Annotated in this window: 15 protein-coding genes; 7 read left to right on the top strand and 8 right to left on the bottom strand. The window is 63.0% G+C overall.

Going from position 1 to position 17,274, the window contains the following annotated elements; translation table 11 throughout:
- Window positions 1–32: 32 nt before the first annotated feature.
- Both ABD928_RS12045 and kynU read right to left on the bottom strand, forming a co-directional pair.
- Window positions 33–683: a PEPxxWA-CTERM sorting domain-containing protein gene (locus tag ABD928_RS12045; RefSeq protein ID WP_345169088.1), complete on the bottom strand. Its 651-nt coding sequence runs from the start codon at window positions 681–683 to the stop codon at window positions 33–35.
- Between the two features lie 155 nt (window positions 684–838).
- On the bottom strand, window positions 839–2,065 hold the full coding sequence (kynU, locus tag ABD928_RS12050) for a kynureninase (protein ID WP_345169091.1): 1,227 nt from the start codon (window positions 2,063–2,065) through the stop codon (window positions 839–841).
- A gap of 86 nt (window positions 2,066–2,151) precedes the next feature.
- On the opposite strand from kynU, the gene ABD928_RS12055 reads away from it, so the two are divergent.
- Window positions 2,152–2,328, top strand: coding sequence for a YegP family protein (locus tag ABD928_RS12055; RefSeq protein WP_187715023.1), 177 nt, complete (start codon window positions 2,152–2,154; stop codon window positions 2,326–2,328).
- A gap of 6 nt (window positions 2,329–2,334) precedes the next feature.
- On the opposite strand, the gene dcd is transcribed toward ABD928_RS12055, so the two are convergent.
- Window positions 2,335–2,889 carry a dCTP deaminase gene (dcd, locus tag ABD928_RS12060; protein WP_345169096.1) on the bottom strand — a complete coding sequence of 185 codons (555 nt, stop codon included), beginning with the start codon at window positions 2,887–2,889 and terminating at the stop codon, window positions 2,335–2,337.
- A 195-nt stretch (window positions 2,890–3,084) separates the two neighbouring features.
- Between dcd and ABD928_RS12065 the strand changes: the two genes are divergently transcribed.
- Window positions 3,085–4,575, top strand: a complete 1,491-nt coding sequence (locus tag ABD928_RS12065; RefSeq protein ID WP_187715022.1) for a replicative DNA helicase — start codon at window positions 3,085–3,087, stop codon at window positions 4,573–4,575.
- Here the strand turns inward: ABD928_RS12065 and astD are convergent, their stop codons facing one another.
- Together astD and ABD928_RS12075 are read right to left on the bottom strand one after the other, a co-directional pair.
- Complete coding sequence (gene astD, locus ABD928_RS12070; RefSeq protein ID WP_187715021.1) at window positions 4,576–6,003, bottom strand: succinylglutamate-semialdehyde dehydrogenase; 1,428 nt, start codon at window positions 6,001–6,003, stop codon at window positions 4,576–4,578. It lies immediately after the preceding gene.
- Between the two features lie 46 nt (window positions 6,004–6,049).
- Window positions 6,050–7,426 (bottom strand): protein adenylyltransferase SelO family protein, encoded by a 1,377-nt coding sequence (locus tag ABD928_RS12075; protein ID WP_187715020.1) that lies wholly within the window; start codon window positions 7,424–7,426, stop codon window positions 6,050–6,052.
- Between the two features lie 20 nt (window positions 7,427–7,446).
- On the opposite strand from ABD928_RS12075, the gene ABD928_RS12080 reads away from it, so the two are divergent.
- Window positions 7,447–8,328 (top strand): alpha/beta fold hydrolase, encoded by an 882-nt coding sequence (locus tag ABD928_RS12080; RefSeq protein WP_345169101.1) that lies wholly within the window; start codon window positions 7,447–7,449, stop codon window positions 8,326–8,328.
- On the opposite strand, the gene ABD928_RS12085 is transcribed toward ABD928_RS12080, so the two are convergent.
- From ABD928_RS12085 to ABD928_RS12095, 3 genes are read right to left on the bottom strand one after another with little or no spacing between them, the layout of a single operon-like run.
- Window positions 8,318–8,911: an SCO family protein gene (locus tag ABD928_RS12085; RefSeq protein WP_345169104.1), complete on the bottom strand. Its 594-nt coding sequence runs from the start codon at window positions 8,909–8,911 to the stop codon at window positions 8,318–8,320. The two genes, ABD928_RS12080 and ABD928_RS12085, sit on opposite strands and share 11 nt — an antisense overlap.
- Window positions 8,908–9,342: a copper chaperone PCu(A)C gene (locus ABD928_RS12090; RefSeq protein ID WP_187715018.1), complete on the bottom strand. Its 435-nt coding sequence runs from the start codon at window positions 9,340–9,342 to the stop codon at window positions 8,908–8,910. Before ABD928_RS12090 ends, ABD928_RS12085 begins: the two co-directional genes overlap by 4 nt.
- Before the next feature lie 36 nt (window positions 9,343–9,378).
- The gene (locus ABD928_RS12095) at window positions 9,379–9,756 is read right to left on the bottom strand and encodes a hypothetical protein (protein ID WP_187715017.1); all 378 of its coding nucleotides are present in this window, start codon (window positions 9,754–9,756) and stop codon (window positions 9,379–9,381) included.
- Between the two features lie 79 nt (window positions 9,757–9,835).
- Between ABD928_RS12095 and ABD928_RS12100 the strand changes: the two genes are divergently transcribed.
- The 4 genes from ABD928_RS12100 (at window position 9,836) to ABD928_RS12115 (ending at window position 17,217) form a co-directional block, all read left to right on the top strand.
- A complete protein-coding gene (locus ABD928_RS12100) occupies window positions 9,836–11,413 on the top strand; it encodes a tryptophan halogenase family protein (RefSeq protein ID WP_345169108.1) in 1,578 nt (525 codons plus the stop codon).
- 168 nt (window positions 11,414–11,581) lie between these two features.
- Entirely contained in the window at window positions 11,582–14,620 is a 3,039-nt protein-coding gene (locus ABD928_RS12105; protein WP_345169111.1) for a TonB-dependent receptor, read from the top strand.
- Between the two features lie 66 nt (window positions 14,621–14,686).
- Window positions 14,687–15,376 carry a DUF6445 family protein gene (locus ABD928_RS12110; protein ID WP_187715014.1) on the top strand — a complete coding sequence of 230 codons (690 nt, stop codon included), beginning with the start codon at window positions 14,687–14,689 and terminating at the stop codon, window positions 15,374–15,376.
- An 11-nt stretch (window positions 15,377–15,387) separates the two neighbouring features.
- Window positions 15,388–17,217, top strand: a complete 1,830-nt coding sequence (locus ABD928_RS12115; protein WP_345169114.1) for a family 43 glycosylhydrolase — start codon at window positions 15,388–15,390, stop codon at window positions 17,215–17,217.
- Window positions 17,218–17,274 lie beyond the last annotated feature (57 nt).

The raw sequence follows: 17,274 nt of genomic DNA on the forward strand, positions 1-17,274 counted from the left end.
GAGCCGCCCTTCTCCTTGTGTAGGCAGGAAGCCTAAGCTGCCTGTGCAAGCACCGGACGACGGCGGCGGCGGAGCACGAAGCCCGCTGCACCGAAGCCCAGGAGCATCATCGCCCAGGTGGCCGGTTCCGGAACCGCCGGCGACACGGTGACGCGAATGATCATGTCATCGTGGTTGTCGTCGACGTTCGTGATCTGATCGTCATAGCCGATGTAGAACACGTTGCCCGTGTAACCCGCGAGTTGCTGGTCGGTCAGGAAGATGCCGAAGCCGTCGTCACCAACCGTCGCGTTCGCGCCGCCAACCGACGAGAAATTGATCAGACCGGCAAGCGAACCGGCGGTGAACAGGTCAGAACCCAGCAGAACCGAGGTCCACGCCGTGAACCAGCTGTTCTCGGTGAAATTGACAGACCCAGCGGTGATGTTGTCGCTGAAGCCGCTCTCGCTACCCAGGAATTCGAACGTCAGGATCGAATTCTCATCGAGCGTGATCGTCGCGCCCGTCGTCGTGATGGACGTCAGGCCCAGCCCGTTGAGTTGGGTCAAGAAATCATTGAACCCGGAGATACCGGTCGGTGCGCCCGTACCAGTGCCCGGAGTAATCGTCACGACCGACGCATTCGCGTTCGAACCGAACGCCAGCGCTGCCGCGCCCATAAGTCCCAATGCCAGCTTACGCATCTTCGACACCTCCTAGAAAGGGGATGCACGCCCCTTGTTGCGACTCGCCCTTCGAGTCGTGCGTATACGCTTTATTAACCCACATTGCTCCTCTCGGAGTAACGTTTTTTTAACGATTGGTTGTCCCGTTTCGAAACAAAGCGGAGCAAAGACAATCAGGTAACGGTTTGCCGCTGCCGGAAGTGGCCCTTGTCCCAGGCTCGGGTAGCCAGAATCTGTGACAGCGCCGTGGCTGCCGACCAAGCGTCGAGATGGCTGTTGTACAGGGGCGCGAAGCCAAAGCGCATCAGGTCCGGCGGGCGGAAATCCCCGATGATTCCCTCCGCGATCAGCGCCTGCATCACTGCATATCCTTCAGGGTGCCCGACAGAGACGTGACTTCCCCGATCGCTGAACGGACACGGCGCGGGAAGCATCAGCTGCGATCCGCAAAGCGCCTGAACACTCTCCAGGAAGAAGTCCGTCAGGCTCTCCGCCTTGCGTTCGACGTCTGCGATGCGAACGCCATCGAAGGTATCCAGCCCGGCGTCCAGAGCGGCCAGCGCGAGGATTGACGGCGTTCCTGTCAGAAACCGGCGGATGCCGTCTGCGGGCGTGTGCAAATGGGCGAATGCGAACGGGTTGCGATCGCCCATCCACCCGGGGATCGGCGACTCGAGCACTGGTTGAAGGTGATCCGCCACAAAGAGGAAGGCCGGGGCGCCGGGACCGCCGTTCAGATATTTATAGCCACAGCCGACAGCGAGGTCGGCCTCGGACGCGTTGAGGTCGACGGCCAACGCCCCGGCAGTGTGAGAGAGGTCCCACAGAGTGAGGGCCCCGGCGTCGTGGGCTGCCCGGTTGAGCTCCACCATGTCGTGACGAGCGCCGGTGCGATAATTGACGTGGGTCAGGAACAGGACGCCGACTTCTGCGTCGAGGACGTCCAGCAGCTCGTTCTTAGGCCGGGTGTCCACCCGGATGCCCGGCATTAAGCTTGCCACCGCCTCGGCCGCGTACGCGTCGGTCGGGAAGTTCCCTTCCTCGGTGAGAATGACCCGGCGATCCGGTCGCGCTTTCATCGCCGCTGCCAACAGCTTGAATAGATTGACGGTGGTTGAATCCGCGATGAGCAGCTCGCTCGGCCGGGCTCCAACGATGGGCGCAAGCTTCGCTGCGATCCGCATCGGCCATTCGATCCAGCCGTGTCGGTTCCAGCTGTTGATGAGGTCCTGACCCCATTGTCGCTCGACGACATCGGCAAGGTGGTGGGGTGTCGCCTTCGGAAGCGCGCCGAGCGAATTGCCGTCCAGATAGATCATGCCCTCGGGCAGAGCGAACCTCTCACGCGCGAAGCGGAGCGGATCGGTGGCGTCCAGCTGTCGGGCCCGTTCGAGGGTCACGGCTCGACGGCGGGATTGCGCGTATTGAATCTGCAACGCAGACGCGCCATTCCCGCTTCTCCTCTAACACAGGTTAGGAGAGTCGAATGGCTCACAAGTTCGTCATCCGCAAAACCTCCGGCGGGGAATATCGGGCGTATTTCGAATACAATAGCGAGAAGATCTTCTGGACCGAGGGCTATTCGAGCAAGTCGGGCGCGCAGAATGCGATCGACTCCATCAAGAAGAACGGCCCTGGCGCCAAAACCGCCGACGAAAGCTGATCCCGGCTAGAGTTTCGGCAACGTCACCCCGCGCTGGCCCATGTATTTGCCGGCGCGGTCGGCGTAGCTCACCTCGCACGGTTCGTTCCCCTGCAGGAACAGGAACTGGCACGCGCCCTCGTTGGCGTAGACCTTGGCCGGAAGCGGCGTGGTGTTCGAGAATTCGAGCGTCACGTGGCCTTCCCAGCCGGGCTCGAGTGGCGTGACGTTCACGATGATCCCGCAGCGCGCATAGGTCGACTTGCCGAGGCAGATCACCAGCACATCGCGCGGCACCCGGAAGTATTCGACCGTACGCGCAAGCGCAAAGCTGTTGGGCGGGATGATACAGACGTCGGTCTTGCGATCGACGAAGCTGTTGGACGCGAAGTCCTTCGGGTCGACCGTCGCCGAATCCACATTGGTGAAGATCTTGAATTCATCAGCGACACGGGCGTCGTAGCCGTATGAGCTGAGGCCGTAGCTGATGCACCCCTCGCGCCGCTGCGCCTCCACGAACGGCTCGATCATGCCGTGATCTTGGGCTTGTTCGCGAATCCAACGGTCGGAAAGAATGGACATGGGCGAGTGGCGTAACGGTCACCATTTCGGCCTTCAATCAGCCGTATCTTTTTTCTGTGGATGCCCCGTTCCGATCAGAATCGACCCTTCCCCCGGACCGAGCGGCCAATCGGCTCACATTCTATCCACAGCCGCGACCCGTTGTGCTACTTTCGTTCTCGTTGGAGGGTGGTCGCTTAGCGGCCAAGAAGAGTCATGGCCGAAGTTATCCGTATATCCGAACCCGCCGAGCCGGCGGCGACCGCAGCACTGCCGCAGAACGTCGAGGCGGAGGCCGCGCTTCTGGGCGCGCTGATGATCGACAACCGCCTTGTCGAGGACGTTCAGCTCAAGCTGAAGCCGCACCATTTCTTCGAGCCGCTGCATGGCCGGATCTACGAATCGATCCTTAAGCTCACCGACCGCAACATGGTTGCGAATCCGGTGACTCTTCGGCCGTCGTTTGAGGCGGACGAGTCGATGAAGGAGCTTGGCGGGCCCGCCTATCTGGCGACCCTGACCGGCTCCGGCGCGGCGATCATCGGCGCCAAGGATTTCGCGGCGCAGGTCTACGACCTTGCGCTGCTCCGCGCACTCATTGGTGTCGGGCGCGATCTGGTGGAGGGCGCGCTCGATACCAGTGAGGACGTCGCGCCTCTCGAGCAGATCGAGCGGGCCGAGACCGAACTCTATAAGGTCGCCGAAGAGGGCGGGGCCGAGGGCAAGGCGAAGAGCTTCGGCGATGCGACCAAGCTCGCCGTGCAGATGGCGGAGAAGGCGCTCAACAGCGGCGGCCACCTATCGGGCATCACCACGGGCCTCGAAGGCATCAACTCCAAGGTCGGCGGCCTGCACAAGTCCGACTTGGTGATCCTCGCCGGGCGTCCGGGCATGGGCAAGACGTCGCTCGCGACCAATATCGCCTTCGCCGCCGCGCAGCGTTTCGCCCGCGATGTCGAGGATGGGATTGAGCCGGCCAAGTCCGCGGGTGCGCCGGTCGCTTTCTTCAGCCTGGAAATGTCGGCCGATCAGCTGGCGACGCGTATCCTCGCCGAGGAATCGGGCATCAGCTCTGAGAACCTGCGCATGGGCAAGATCAGCCAGCAGGAGTTTCGCCAGCTTGCCCGCGCCGCCGCCGAGCTCGAGAGCCTCCCGCTCTACATCGACGACACCCCGGGCCTGACGATCGCAGCGCTGCGCACCCGGGCGCGCCGCCTTAAGCGCCAGAAGGGCATCGGCTGCGTCGTCGTCGACTACCTTCAGCTGCTCCAGGGCACCGGCCGCGGCGGAAACGACAACCGCGTTCAGGAAATCTCGGAAATCAGCCGAGGCCTGAAGCAACTCGCCAAGGAACTGGAGCTGCCCGTACTGGCACTGTCCCAGCTCAGCCGCGCCGTCGAGCAACGCGAGGACAAGCGGCCGCAGCTTTCCGACCTTCGTGAATCGGGCTCGATCGAGCAGGACGCCGACATGGTCTGGTTCGTCTATCGCGGCGACTATTATCTCGCAGCGAAGAAGCCCGACGACGACCATCCGGATTTCGCCGCCTGGCATGAGGAGATGAACCGTATTTACGGTCGCGCCGACCTCATCGTCGCCAAGCAGCGCCACGGCGCCACCGGGACGGTCCGCATGAAGTTCGACAGCCGAATCACCAAGTTCAGCGACGCCGCCGAGGACGCCTACCTGCCGGAAATGCGCAGCTAATCAGTCTTCCTGGAGATTGGGGTCGCGGAGGCCCTCGCCGATGCTTCCGCGAAGGGTCTCGGCTTCGCTGCTCGTCACCGGATAGGCGCAATAGTCGGCCGCATAGAAGGCGCTCGGCCGGTGATTGCCCGACATGCCGACACCGCCGAACGGTGCGGATGACGGCGCGCCGTTGGTGGGCTTGTTCCAGTTGATGACGCCCGCTTTCACATTGGCCCAGAACTTGTCGTACTGCTCCGGGTTTCCACCGAGCAGGCTGGCGGCGAGTCCGTAGCGGGTGTTGTTCGCTTCCTCGATCGCAGCATCGAAGTCCTTGACCCGGATCAGCTGCAGCGCGGGGCCGAACATCTCCTCGTCCGGCAAGTCCTTTGCGTCGGTAACGTCGATCAACGCGGGCGTCAGATAAGGCTTGTCCTCGACCGGCCGTTCGAGCCTGCGGATCGGGCGACCTCCCTTCATCATCAGGGTCACCCACTGCTCCTGCAAGTGGTCCGCCGCGGCATTGTCGATGACCGGTCCCATGAACGGCTGCGGCTCGGCAAATGGATCGCCGTAGAGGATGCGGTCCATCAGTTTGGTGACCTTCTCGATCAGCGAGCCCTCCTGGCCGTCCTCCACGATCAGGCGACGGGCGCAGGTGCAGCGCTGCCCGGCCGACAGGAACGCCGATTGGACGATGACCGCTGCAGCGGCATCGAGGTCCTTCACGTTCCAGGCGACGATCGGGTTGTTTCCGCCCAGCTCCAGAGCGAGGATCTTGTTCGGCGTATCGGCGAACTGCCTGTGCAGAGCCGCGCCGCCGCGCACGGAACCGGTGAACAGCAGGCCGTCGATTCCGGGCTGGGCGGCCAGCGCCTTGCCCTGCTCCGGCCCGCCGATCAGCAGGCGGATCGCGCCTTCGGGAACACCGGCTTCGCGGTAGCAGTCGACCAGGAAAGCTCCGCTCGCCGGGGTCTTCTCGGACGGCTTGAACACCACAGCATTGCCGGCGATCAGCGCCGGGACGATGTGACCGTTGGGCAAGTGCGCCGGGAAGTTGAACGGACCGAGCACCGCCAGCACGCCATGCGGCTTGTGGCGGACGGCGACCTTGCTGCCCAGCGCGGCTTCGAGCTTCTTCTGCGGCGTGCGATCAGCGTACGCGGCGATGGAAATCTCGACCTTGTTGATGACCGCGCCGACCTCGGTCTTGGTTTCCCACAAGGGCTTGCCGGTTTCGCGCGAGATGAGGCCTGCGAAATTGTTGGTCTGGGTGCGCACGACATTGGCGAAGCGGCGCAAAGTCTCGATGCGGAAAGCGACGGAGTGTGCGGCCCATGCCGGCCAGGCGGCGCGCGCGGCTGCGACCTCGGCGGCTGCGTCGCCTACCTCGCCCGACCAAAGTTCAACGCCGGTCGCCGGCTCCGTCGACACCAATTTGTCAGCCATTAACCGTGCCTCACCAAATTGCGGTGAAACGGTCAAGCCGCACGCATCAGTCGCGTAGGGCGACGCCCATGCGGCGGATGGCGGCGACCTTCGCCTCGAAGGGCTGCCAGTCGTCTCCATCGGCGATCGCGGCCCAGATCGATTCGACCTCGTCGATCAGCATCGAACAGGGCTCAGGATCGGACCAGTATGAGTGCTGGCGGTCCTTCCGCGGCTGGAAGGTCGCAACCAACGCGGCCACGGTTTCGAAGTCCGAACCGTAGCCCTGGGGAACGGAGCCGCCGAACCAGTCGAAGTAGAACTTGTCGAGCGAGACCCGGCCCGTCTCCAGCGCGCGGACGACGGCTGCCGTCAGTTCCCGGTCGCGCTGTTCGCCGGATCGCTGAAGGCCCAGGCGCCAGAAAATTGCCGCGATCAGTTCCTCCTCGAAGCGATTGGACCAGCCTGCGAGCAGGTCCGACAACGGCGGCGCTTCGGTCACCAGCGAGAGCGATCCGGCGAGCTGCGCCAGGTCCCATTGAATAGCTTCCGGCTGGCGGCTGAAGGAATAGAGTCCGTAATGGTCGAAGTAGGCCGCCGTGAAGTCTGGGTCCCATGTCGGAGCGAACCGCCACGGACCGTAGTCGAAGCTCTCGCCGGTGATGTTGATGTTGTCGCTGTTGAGCACGCCATGGACGAAGCCGGACGCGAGATAGCTTGCAGCAAGGCGCGCGGTCGCCGCAGTGACCAGGTCGAATAAGCGCAAAGCATTCTTGGACGCGTCCGTGACCACCGGCTCGCCGTACAGATTGGCGAGGCAGTACCGGACGAGTGCGTTGATGTTCTCGACCTCTCCGTAGAAGGCGAGGCGCTGGAACGTGCCGATGCGGATGTGGCCGTGGCTCAGCCGGGTGAGGACAGCGGATCGGGTTGGCGACGGCTCGTCGCCTCGCACAAGCTCCTCGCCGGTCTCGAAGAGGGCGAACGTCTTGGACGTGTTGACGCCAAGTGCTTCGAGCATCTCGGTCGCGAGGGCCTCGCGAACGCCGCCTTTCAGAGTTAGTCGGCCGTCGGCCGTCCGGCTGTACGGGGTTTGCCCGGAACCCTTGGTGCCTAGGTCAAGCTGCCGGCCGCGATCGTCGCGTAGCTGGGCGAAAGTGAAGCCGCGCCCGTCGCCGATGTCCGGGTTGTAAACGCGGAACTGATGCCCGTGGTAGCGGAGGGCCAAAGGTGACGGCAGGTTGTCCGAAAGGGGCTCGAACCGGCAGAAGTGCGCAGCCCATTCCTCCGGCGTCAGGCCGCCAAGCCCGGCGCGCTCAGCCCACCGCTGGTTGAGGAAGCGAGGGATGCACTTGGGGAACTTCGCCGACTCGACCGGGTCGTAGAAGGCGTCGCCCAGGCTGAGGATTGCAGGATCGGGCCGATAGGATTGCGCAAGCGTCACAAGGCCGCGATACGAGCCGGATGGATATGGCGAAACAGCAAACTCAACGCTGGACGGACAAGTTCTGGACCAGCCGCGACGGACTGAAGCTTCATTATCGCGATTATGACGGCCCAGCGGATCGGCCGCCCTTGTTGATGCTCCATGGCCTCACCCGGAACTCGCGGGATTTCGAGGATCTGGCCGAGCGTTATGCCGGGGACTGGCGCGTGATTGCCGTCGATTTCCGCGGCCGGGGGCGGAGCGCTTACGACCCGAACTCCGCCAACTATCATCCCCCCGTTTACGCCATGGACATCCTGCAGCTGCTGGATGAGCTGGGCATCGACCGCGCGGTCTTCATGGGGACTTCGCTCGGCGGATTGGTGACGATGATCATCGCCACCATCGCGCCGCAGCGCATGGCTGGCGTACTCCTCAACGACGTAGGACCCGAGCTGAACCTGACCGGCATCGACCGCATCAAATCCTATGTGGGCAAGCCCGTCGTCTTTGCGGAATGGGCAGATGCGGTGGCCGAGTTGCGAAGCCGGCATCAGAGCGTTCTGCCGGGCTACACCGACGAGCAGTGGGACAGATATTCGCGCCGGGTCTTGCGAAAGACCGATCGCGGAATTGAGTTCGACTATGACATGCGCATCGCTGAGCCGTTCGAGGCGGCGAATTCAGGTGAGACGCCGGACATTTGGCCGTTCTATCGTGCGCTGGCCGGTCGCCCGGTGCTAGTTCTTCGCGGAGAGCATAGCGACCTGCTGACGGACTCGGCGCTGCAGCGCATGGCCAAGGAAATTCCGGACGTTGAGGCGGTCACCGTGGCTGGCGTCGGCCATGCCCCGGACCTCGACGAGCCGGAAGCAGTCAGCGCGATCGACCGCCTGCTGGAGCGCGTTCTTAAGTCGTAATCCGCTTCAACTTGGCGAGGGCAGGGGCGTCCTGCTCCTCCAGCGCGATCGTGCTCGAGAACTGGCCGTTGCGATCGAACAGGAGGACGGTTGCCGTGTGGTCGACGGAATAGCCGCCATGCTCATCGGGCACCTTCTTCGAGTAGATTCCGAATTGCTTCTTCACCTGCTCGATCTGCGTCGGTGAGCCGGTGAGGCCGATGACCGGGCTTCCGAGCATATCGGCATATCTGCCGACCTCGGCCGGGCCATCGCGTTCGGGATCGACGGTGACGAAGACGATCTCGAATGCATCGTCACCTTTCCCGATCTGCTGCCGCAACCGGATGAGCCGCGCAAGCGTCGTCGGGCAGACGTCGGGGCAGTTCGTGAAGCCGAAGAAGATCGCATAGGGCTTGCCGTTCAACCGTGCGCTCGAGAAGGGCTTGCCGTCGGCGCCGGTCAGCGTGAACGGGCCGCCGAAGCTGACCATCGTCACCGGCTCTTTGGTCTGTCGATCGTCGGCTGGCCTGAAGTGCAGGAAGACCAGCCCCGCGGCCGCGAGCGCCACGATGACCCAGAGCACCATTCGTAGACGCTTCATCTCGCCTCGTTCGCTGCAACGATCTTCAAAGGCACCGAGCGTTTTCCGGAGCCTTCGAAGGTTAGTGTCAGGTTCAGCGTCTGTCCGACCCGAAGCGGGGCGGGAAGTCCGCTGACCATCACGTGGCTTCCGCCAGGCTTGAGCTCGATCCGTGTTCCGGCCGGGATCGCCAATCCCGAGGTCATGGCCCGCATCCTCGCGACGCCGTCGGCGCTTTCCGACGAGTGCAGCATCGCCATCGCCGGCGCCTCGGCGGCGACGCTCAGCAGCCGGTCATCGCCGGAGCCATTGTTGGCCAGGGTCATGTAGGCCGCCGTGCTCGTCTGGCCCGCGACAGTCTCGCGAGCCCAGGCGTTCGAAATCTCGATGTCGGCCGGTCCGCCCTTGCTGCACGAAGCGAGCAGGACCGCTGCCAGGAGGACGCGTTTCACGCGCCGCTCAGTAGAGCGCGCATCCGTGCACGGCAATCAGCCCTTGGTGTAGGGAATGAAGTCGCCCAGGCGGCATGTGGGGCCGGGGATCTTGCTGACGGGATCGAACGAGCGAACGAGGTCGCCCTTGCAATATTGAGTCCCGATCGGCTCGACGACCAGGACATCCCATTTCCTGAAACCGCCGCAGTTTCCCTGGACCTGGTTGACGTACATCGTCCTGCCGGAGTGCAAGGTGAGAGTGTTCCGGTTGACGATATTGAGACCGACGCCCTGTTCGATTAGCACGCAATTCTTCGGCGGGCCGGCAATCCGTCCAGCAATCTCCGCGATCGGGGCATCGTTGGCCGGGTTGGGCGGCGGGGCGGAGCAGCCCGCAAGAATAGCGCCAAGGGCAACAACGAAGATTCGCATGGCCTCATCCTCCTGGGGCAGATTGCCGGGTACGGAAACGCCGATTAACCGTCGCTGAGAATCGAAGAGGTCAGCACTTATGGCAAGGGGCGATCAGCCGGTACGCAAGATCTGCATCGTCGGCGGCGGTACCGCTGGATGGATGACTGCCGCCGTGGTGTCGCAATGGCTGAGCCAGGTCGACGTAACTCTGGTCGAGTCGGAGGAGATCGGAACCGTCGGCGTCGGCGAAGCGACGATCCCGCACATCCGCAATTATCTGGCGCTGGCCGGGATCGACCCACTGAAGATGATCAGCGAGACGAAGGCGACCTTCAAGCTCGGCATCCAATTTGTCGATTGGGGCGCCCCGGGGGAATCCTACATCCACGGATTCGGCAAGATCGGCCGCGACATGCTGTGGCTGCATCCGCACCAGTTGTGGATGGCCGCCTATGCGCGAGCACCGGGTTCGGTAAAGCATTTCGATAATTATTCCATCGCGGGTGCGGCTTCGCTTCGGAACCGCTTCAGCTTCCCCGACAAGCGCAATCCGAACTCGCCCGCTGCAGACATTGAATATGCCTATCATTTCGACGCGTCCTTGTTTGCGCGCTTCCTGCGTGCGGAGAGCGAAGCTCGCGGGGTGACACGGACGGAGGGTCGCATCGTCGAAGTCGTCCAGGATCCGGAAAGCGGATTCGTCACGGCCGTGAAGCTGACCGACGGACGGACCGTCGAAGCCGACCTGTTCGTCGATTGCTCGGGCATGCGGGCCCTCTTGATCGGCGACGCGATGGGTGTCGGCTACGAGCATTGGAACAAGTGGCTGCTCTGCGACCGGGCGCTGGCGGTTCCATGTGAGAGCGTGACGCCGGTCACGCCCTACGTTCGCTGCACGACCCGTTCGGCCGGTTGGCAGTGGCGCATTCCGCTGCAGCACAGGATTGGCAACGGATACGTCTACTCTTCGAACCTGATCAGCGACGACGACGCTGCTCTCACCCTGATGTCGACTCTGGATGGAGCGCCGCAAGCCGATCCGCGGCCGGTTCGTTTTGCACCGGGATTGCGCTCGAGGGCGTGGGAAAAAAACGTTGTCTCGATCGGTCTGTCGTCGGGCTTCCTCGAACCGTTGGAATCGACGAGCATCCACCTGATCCAGACCGGCATTCACAAGCTTCTGGCGCTGTTCCCGACGACCGGCTTCGCACAGGCCGACATCAACGAATATAATCGCCAGGCACGCTTCGAGTTCGAGGACGTGCGTGATTTCATCATCGCTCACTACAACGTGACCCGCCGCTCCGGGGAGGAGTTCTGGGATTACGTCCGCACTATGGATGTCCCGGACAGCCTGAAGGAGCGATACGACCTGTTCCGCTCGTCCGGCCGCTTCTTCAAGCGCGGGGCGGCGGAACTGTTCGCTGAGGAAAGCTGGGTCCAGGTCCTGCTGGGCCAGGGATTCCGGGCGGAGCCCGATCCAGTGACGCAGTTCGTGCCGACCGAGGAGATCGTCGGCTTCCTGGCGGACATCGAGGAAACCGTCGCGGCCGTTGCGGAAGACATGCCCGATCATGGGGAATTCGTCAGCCGCTTGCCGCCTAGCACGCCCGCCGCCCAACAGGCCGCGCCAACCCCCACGTTGATGCACAACCTCGCGGAAGCGCACCGCTGAACTAACGCGCATCGTGTCCTGAAAAGCACAGCGCGGGCGCAGTGTTGCGCAACAGCCGCGAGCCACATTGACTCAGTATGAATGAATCTATTTCATCGGGGTGTTCGGCCTGTGGGCTGATGCAGTTTTGTAACCGGTTACATAATCGGCACCTGGGGAGAGGCGCTAGTGAGCACGATCAAGAGCAAGCGTCAGCTTGCAAACGGAATTTCCGCATTCGCAGTCGCAGCAGCGCTCGTCGTCGCAACGCCAGCCTACGCTCAAAGCGAAACCGCGACCCTGCAAGGTCACGTCGACGGTGCGGCCGCGGGCGCGCAGGTTACGGCTACGGATACGAACACCGGCCGGAAGGTCGTCGGCACGGTCGATGAGACGGGCAACTACACCATTCTCGGCCTCGTCCCGGGCACCTACACGGTCGCTACGGACGGCAAGGACGCGCAGACCACGACCTTGCTGGTTGGACAGACCGCCGTTGTCGATTTCGTCGCGGCCGCTGAAGGCGCGCCTGCCGGAATCGTCGTTACCGGCCGCCGCGTTCGCGAGGTCCGGACTCAGACGGTCTCGACCAACATCACGCCCGCGCAGATCGAGAACCTTCCCCAGAGCAAGCGCAACTTCCTCAGCTTTGCCGCCTTGGCTCCTGGCGTGTCCGTGACCGCCGGTGAGAATGCGCAGGTGCAGGCCGGCGCGACCTCTTCACAGAACGTCAACGTCTTCATCGACGGCATGAGCCTCAAGAATCCGATCAACCACGGGGGTGTGTTCGGACAGAATTTCGGCCTCGGTAACCCCTTCCCGCAGATCGCGATCCAGGAATATTCGATCGAGACCCAAAATTTCGGTGCGGAAAGCGGCCAGGCCGGTTCGGCCCTGATTACGGCGATCACCAAGACCGGTGGCAACGAATTCCACGGCTCGGCCTTCATCGAATTCCAGCCCAAGGCGTGGATCACGCAGCCGTACTTCGACAAGAAGAACAATGTTCCGAAGCCGGACTATAACCGTAAGCAGTACGGCGGCGAACTCGGCGGTCCGATCATTCCGGGAAAGCTGCATTTCTATGTCGCGGCCGAGCGCACCAACCAGCTCCGCCCCAGCACGACCGGAAACGTACCGGCGTCAGATTTCCCTCAGAGCCTCGTTTCGCAGACGAACGTCTCGCATAACCAGGACTTCAAGCAGGGTCTCTATTTCGGAAAGCTGACGGGCTACGTCACCGACGAAGATACGGTGAACCTCATCGGCTATCTGCGCCGCGAGGATAACCTGGGCGACATCGCCGGCAATGCGACGGACACCCATGGTCGCCGAATCCGGACGAACCAGGACCGCGTCCAGCTGCAATGGCGCCATAACGCCGGGGACTTCCTCAACCAGTTCAACATCGCGTTCGACAAGGCGCGGCAGGACACGCCCAGTGTCGGATCCGGCCCCGAATTCGTGATGCTCAATCCGGGCGACCCCGCTTTCAGTGAGGGCATTCTCGCCGGTGCACACTTCTTCGAACAGGGCGACGTCCAGAAGTCGTGGACAATCAAGAACGACAGCACCTATCGCATGGGCCAGCATACGCTAAAGTTCGGTGGCCAGCTCGCCCAGCTCGACCTTAGCCGGTCCGTCATCAATGCGTTCAACGGGCGCTACTACTATTCAAACCCGTGCACGGGTTCGGTGACGCCGGTTTGCCCGGTCACGACCTTCGACTTTGCGACGGCGCAGCCGATCCAGACGAAGATCAACGTTCAGCCGACGCCGACGCTGAATGCCAAAGATCTTCAGGTTGGCCTGTACGTCCAGGACGAATGGAAGCCCGACAACCATTGGACGATCAACGCTGGCTTGCGCTGGGATTTCGAATCCAACGCGAACAACAACAAGTACATCACCCCAACCGCGATCGCGACGGCGCTGCGCAATTATCCGGGCTGGGCCGCACGCGGCATCGATCCGGAAGACTACATCTCCAACGGAAAGAACCGGAAGGAGTATTGGGGCGCATTCCAGCCGAGGCTCGGCGTTTCGTATGACGTCCACGGCGATCGCGACATCGTCTTCTTCGGCGGTGCCGGCCGGTACTACGATCGCAATCTGTTCATCCAGGGCGTGATCGAAACGCTGACCAACTCCAACCGCGAGGTCTCGCTATTCTTCTGCCCGAACGGCGGAGCTGCCCAGGGCAATGGCCTCGGAACGAGCGCAGCGGACTGCGCGCAATGGAACGACGCCTATCGCGATCCGCATAACCTGCGCGCGTTTGCGGCGAACTCCGCCAACGCGGCAGGCCTGAGCGGAGGTTCGGTCTTCGTCCTCAACAACAAGACGCGGATGCCGTTCTCCGACCAGTTCGACATCGGCGTGCGCAAGCGGTTCGGCGACATCCAGACGTCGCTGACCTTCTCGCACATCCGTTCGCACAACATTCAGATGTTCACCCGTGCGAACTTCTACGCGAATGGCTGGTTCACGGCGCTTCCGACCTGCGCAGACGGTGGCGACCAGTGGATCATCGACTTCACGCCGGACACCGTTGCAGGTTGCCCGGGTGCGACCAACGGTCAGCTGACCGGCTTCAACGGCAAGCTGAACCGCGGCATGAGCAACGGGAAGGCGAACTACAACGCCATCTACATCTACGCCGAGAAGCCGTTTACCGACCTTTCCACCTGGGGCTTCACCACCGCGCTCACGCTCGGCAAGGCTCGCAGCAATGTGGCGCAGGAACTCAACAGCGACGAGTTCTACAATGGTCCCTACCTCAACACGTACGGCTGGAATCGCGTCAACGGTCTGACCAAGTGGAACTGGGTGTCTTCGGCCAACTATCGCGCGCCGTTCGACATCGTTCTGTCGGGTATCCTGACGCTGAACAGCGGCCCGGCCTTCGGCAACATCGTCGCGCCGTGGAACGGCCTGACGACGCCGGTTCCAAACGGCGCCTGCTGCTACGCGAACATGGGCGGCGTGTACTTCCCGAAGAAGGACATCGGGTACAAGCGGCTCGACATTCGCGTCGCCAAGACGTTCAAGCTGCCTTGGGGCCACGAGTTCACGGCGGACTTCGAAGTCTTCAACGTCTTCAACTGGCTGAACCGCAGCTACTCTTCGTGGGGTGCGGGCGGCGGCAATCCGGCGCCGCGGACCGAGAACAGCCAGGTCGGCGCCGACGCTCGCGCGTTCCAGGCTGGCCTGAGGTACAAGTTCTGATCTGAATGACGTAGGCGGGGCTTCGGCCCCGCCTCTTTCACCAACGCGGGGGCTTGAGAGGTTTCGTTGAAGCCCGAACTTCGCCGCGTCGGCTCCCTGCAGAGCCCGGTCGTAGTGATCGACGATTTCAGTGGGGCCGCGGAGGAGGCGGCCTTGCTCGCCGACTCGCTTGCGCCTTTCCCGCCGATCGGTCGCGACAGTTATTACCCCGGTGTCCGGCGGATCATCGAGCGCTCCGACGAGGCCGCGAACGCCTATGTCGAGCGACTCTGCGAAGACGCGGCGCAGTTCATCGCTGGCGCGTTCGACGTGGACGGGTTCGACCTGCTCGAGGCAAGCTTCTCTATGGTTTCGGCAAGGCCCGATCAGCTACGCCCGGCGCAGCGCGCGCCGCACTTCGATTCGACCGATCCGAAGTATCTCGCGGTCCTGCATTACCTGCGGGTCCCGCAGGGTACGGGCACCGCATTCTATCGCCAGCGCGCGACTGGCATCGAGCAAGTCACCGAAGCCAACATCTCGCGGTTCGTGACGACCGCGGAGAGGGAGGCCGCCATGCTTCCCGCCGGCTCCGGCTACATTCACGGATCAGATCCCTATTTCGAGCAAATCGGCGCGGTGGAGGGGATCGCGGATCGGCTCGTCATCTATCAGGGAAGCCTGCTCCATTCGGGCATCATCCCGCCGGGCATGACCTTCAGCGCCGATCCGCGAGAAGGCCGGCTGACGGCGAACATCTTTGTGCGTGGACATTGAGGAACATGAGAATGCGTTCGTTTGGGGTATTGGCAGGGTGTTGCGTTGCACTGCTTGGGTCATCGGCAAACGCGGAGAAGCGGACATACATCAATCCGGTCGACGTGGATTACCGATACAATTGGGAGCAGACGAACAACGGCATCAGCTACCGCACCGGCGCCGACCCCGCGATCGTCCGGCACAAGGGTGCCTATTATCTCTTCCAGACCTTGGCCGATGGATATTGGCGCTCAACCAACCTCATCGACTGGACGTTCATCACCCCGTCGCGCTGGCCCTTCGGCGGCATCGTCGCGCCCGCGGTGGCCTCGGACGGTGACCGGCTGATCATCTGGCCGTCGATGTCATTCACCCGCCCCGGCTCGATCCTGGTCACGACCGCGCCCGAAACCGGCAAGCTCGACTTCCTGGCCCGCTCGATGCCCGACCTGCCGGGCGCGGTGGATGACAAATATCTAGAGAAGATGAAACCCGGCGAAATCCCGCCGGGGCCGTGGGATCCGGGCTTGCTGAAGGACGATGACGGCCGCTGGTACCTCTATTGGAACAGCAGCAATGTTTTTCCGATCTACGGCATCGAGATCGCGTTCGAGGACGGCAAGCTAATCTACAAGGGCAAGCCGACCACCTTGTTCAACCTTCAGCCGGAAAAGCATGGCTGGGAGCGGTTCGGACAGGACCACAACGGCCTGCTCGCCAACGGCCAGCCGACGCGGCCCTATGTCGAGGGCGCGTGGGTGACCAAGCACAACGGCAAATATTACCTGCAGTACGGAGCGCCGGGAACGGAGTTCAACGTTTACGGAAACGGTACCTACGTGTCCGACAAGCCGTTGGGGCCGTTCACCTACGCTGAGTACAATCCCATCGCCTACAAGCCGGGCGGTTTCGTCCAGGGGGCCGGCCACGGCTCTACCTTCGAGGACAATTACGGGAACTGGTGGAACACCGGCACGCCGTGGATCGGCTACAATTGGACGTTCGAGCGGCGGATCAACATGTTCCCGACCAAGTTCGAGGCGGACGGTCAGATGTGGGCGTCCTCGCGCTTCCAGGACTTCCCGCAGTACATGCCGACGACGAAGGTCAACGACCCGAACAGCCTGTTCACCGGCTGGATGCTGCTGTCCTACCGCAAGCCGGCTGCGGCCTCTTCGACCCTCGGCGAGTTCGTGGCCGAACAGGTCACCGACGAAAATCCGCGCACCTTCTGGGTCGCAGCCGCCAACAAGGCCGGCGAAACGCTGACCGTCGACCTCGGGGCGGTCGACACGGTGCGCGCGGTGCAGGTCAACTACACGGACTACAAGTCGGGGCGCTTTGCGGATGCGCCGGACATCTACACCGAGTTCGAGCTTCAGCATTCGGTCGATGGCCGGACCTGGCAGCCTCTGGCGAAGCCCGACGGCCCGCGGCGCGATCGGCCCAATGCCTACATCGAGCTGCCGCAGCCGGTGCGCGCGCGCTTCGTGCGCTACGTCCACGGCCATGTCGGTGGAGCGAACCTGGCGATCAGCGATTTGCGTGTGTTCGGAAACGCCGATGGACGCGCTCCTTCGCAGCCGTCGAGCGTCGTTGGCCAGCGTCACCGGGATCAGCGCGATGCCACGATTCGCTGGGCACGGGTGCCCGGCGCGGTCGGCTACAACATCCGCTTCGGCACGCGGGCCGACCGGCTGACCCACACCTATCAGCTATGGGCCGACGATCTTGGCAGCGGAGCGACGCTGCAGAAGGACTTGCGCTCACTGAACGTGGGCGTGCCCTACTGGGTGGCGATCGAGGCGTTCAACGAGACTGGCGTGTCGAAGCTCAGCCGGGTCGTACGCCTCAAATAATCGTCATTGCGAGCGCATCGAAGCAATCCAGGCTATCGCGCAGCTAGATTGCGTCGT

Origin of the sequence: Sphingomonas daechungensis, assembly GCF_039543105.1 — a bacterium.
Classification (GTDB): domain Bacteria; phylum Pseudomonadota; class Alphaproteobacteria; order Sphingomonadales; family Sphingomonadaceae; genus Sphingomicrobium; species Sphingomicrobium daechungense.

Excerpts from the sequence above, each read along its gene's own strand:
- ABD928_RS12095 (WP_187715017.1), bottom strand. The coding sequence starts at position 9,756 with ATGCGAATCTTCGTTGTTGCCCTTGGCGCTATTCTTGCGGGCTGCTCC.
- ABD928_RS12080 (WP_345169101.1), top strand. The coding sequence starts at position 7,447 with ATGGATATGGCGAAACAGCAAACTCAACGCTGGACGGACAAGTTCTGG.
- dcd (WP_345169096.1), bottom strand. The coding sequence starts at position 2,889 with ATGTCCATTCTTTCCGACCGTTGGATTCGCGAACAAGCCCAAGATCAC.
- ABD928_RS12085 (WP_345169104.1), bottom strand. The coding sequence starts at position 8,911 with ATGAAGCGTCTACGAATGGTGCTCTGGGTCATCGTGGCGCTCGCGGCC.
- ABD928_RS12055 (WP_187715023.1), top strand. The coding sequence starts at position 2,152 with ATGGCTCACAAGTTCGTCATCCGCAAAACCTCCGGCGGGGAATATCGG.
- astD (WP_187715021.1), bottom strand. The coding sequence starts at position 6,003 with ATGGCTGACAAATTGGTGTCGACGGAGCCGGCGACCGGCGTTGAACTT.
- ABD928_RS12045 (WP_345169088.1), bottom strand. The coding sequence starts at position 683 with ATGCGTAAGCTGGCATTGGGACTTATGGGCGCGGCAGCGCTGGCGTTC.
- ABD928_RS12065 (WP_187715022.1), top strand. The coding sequence starts at position 3,085 with ATGGCCGAAGTTATCCGTATATCCGAACCCGCCGAGCCGGCGGCGACC.
- ABD928_RS12115 (WP_345169114.1), top strand. The coding sequence starts at position 15,388 with ATGCGTTCGTTTGGGGTATTGGCAGGGTGTTGCGTTGCACTGCTTGGG.
- ABD928_RS12100 (WP_345169108.1), top strand. The coding sequence starts at position 9,836 with ATGGCAAGGGGCGATCAGCCGGTACGCAAGATCTGCATCGTCGGCGGC.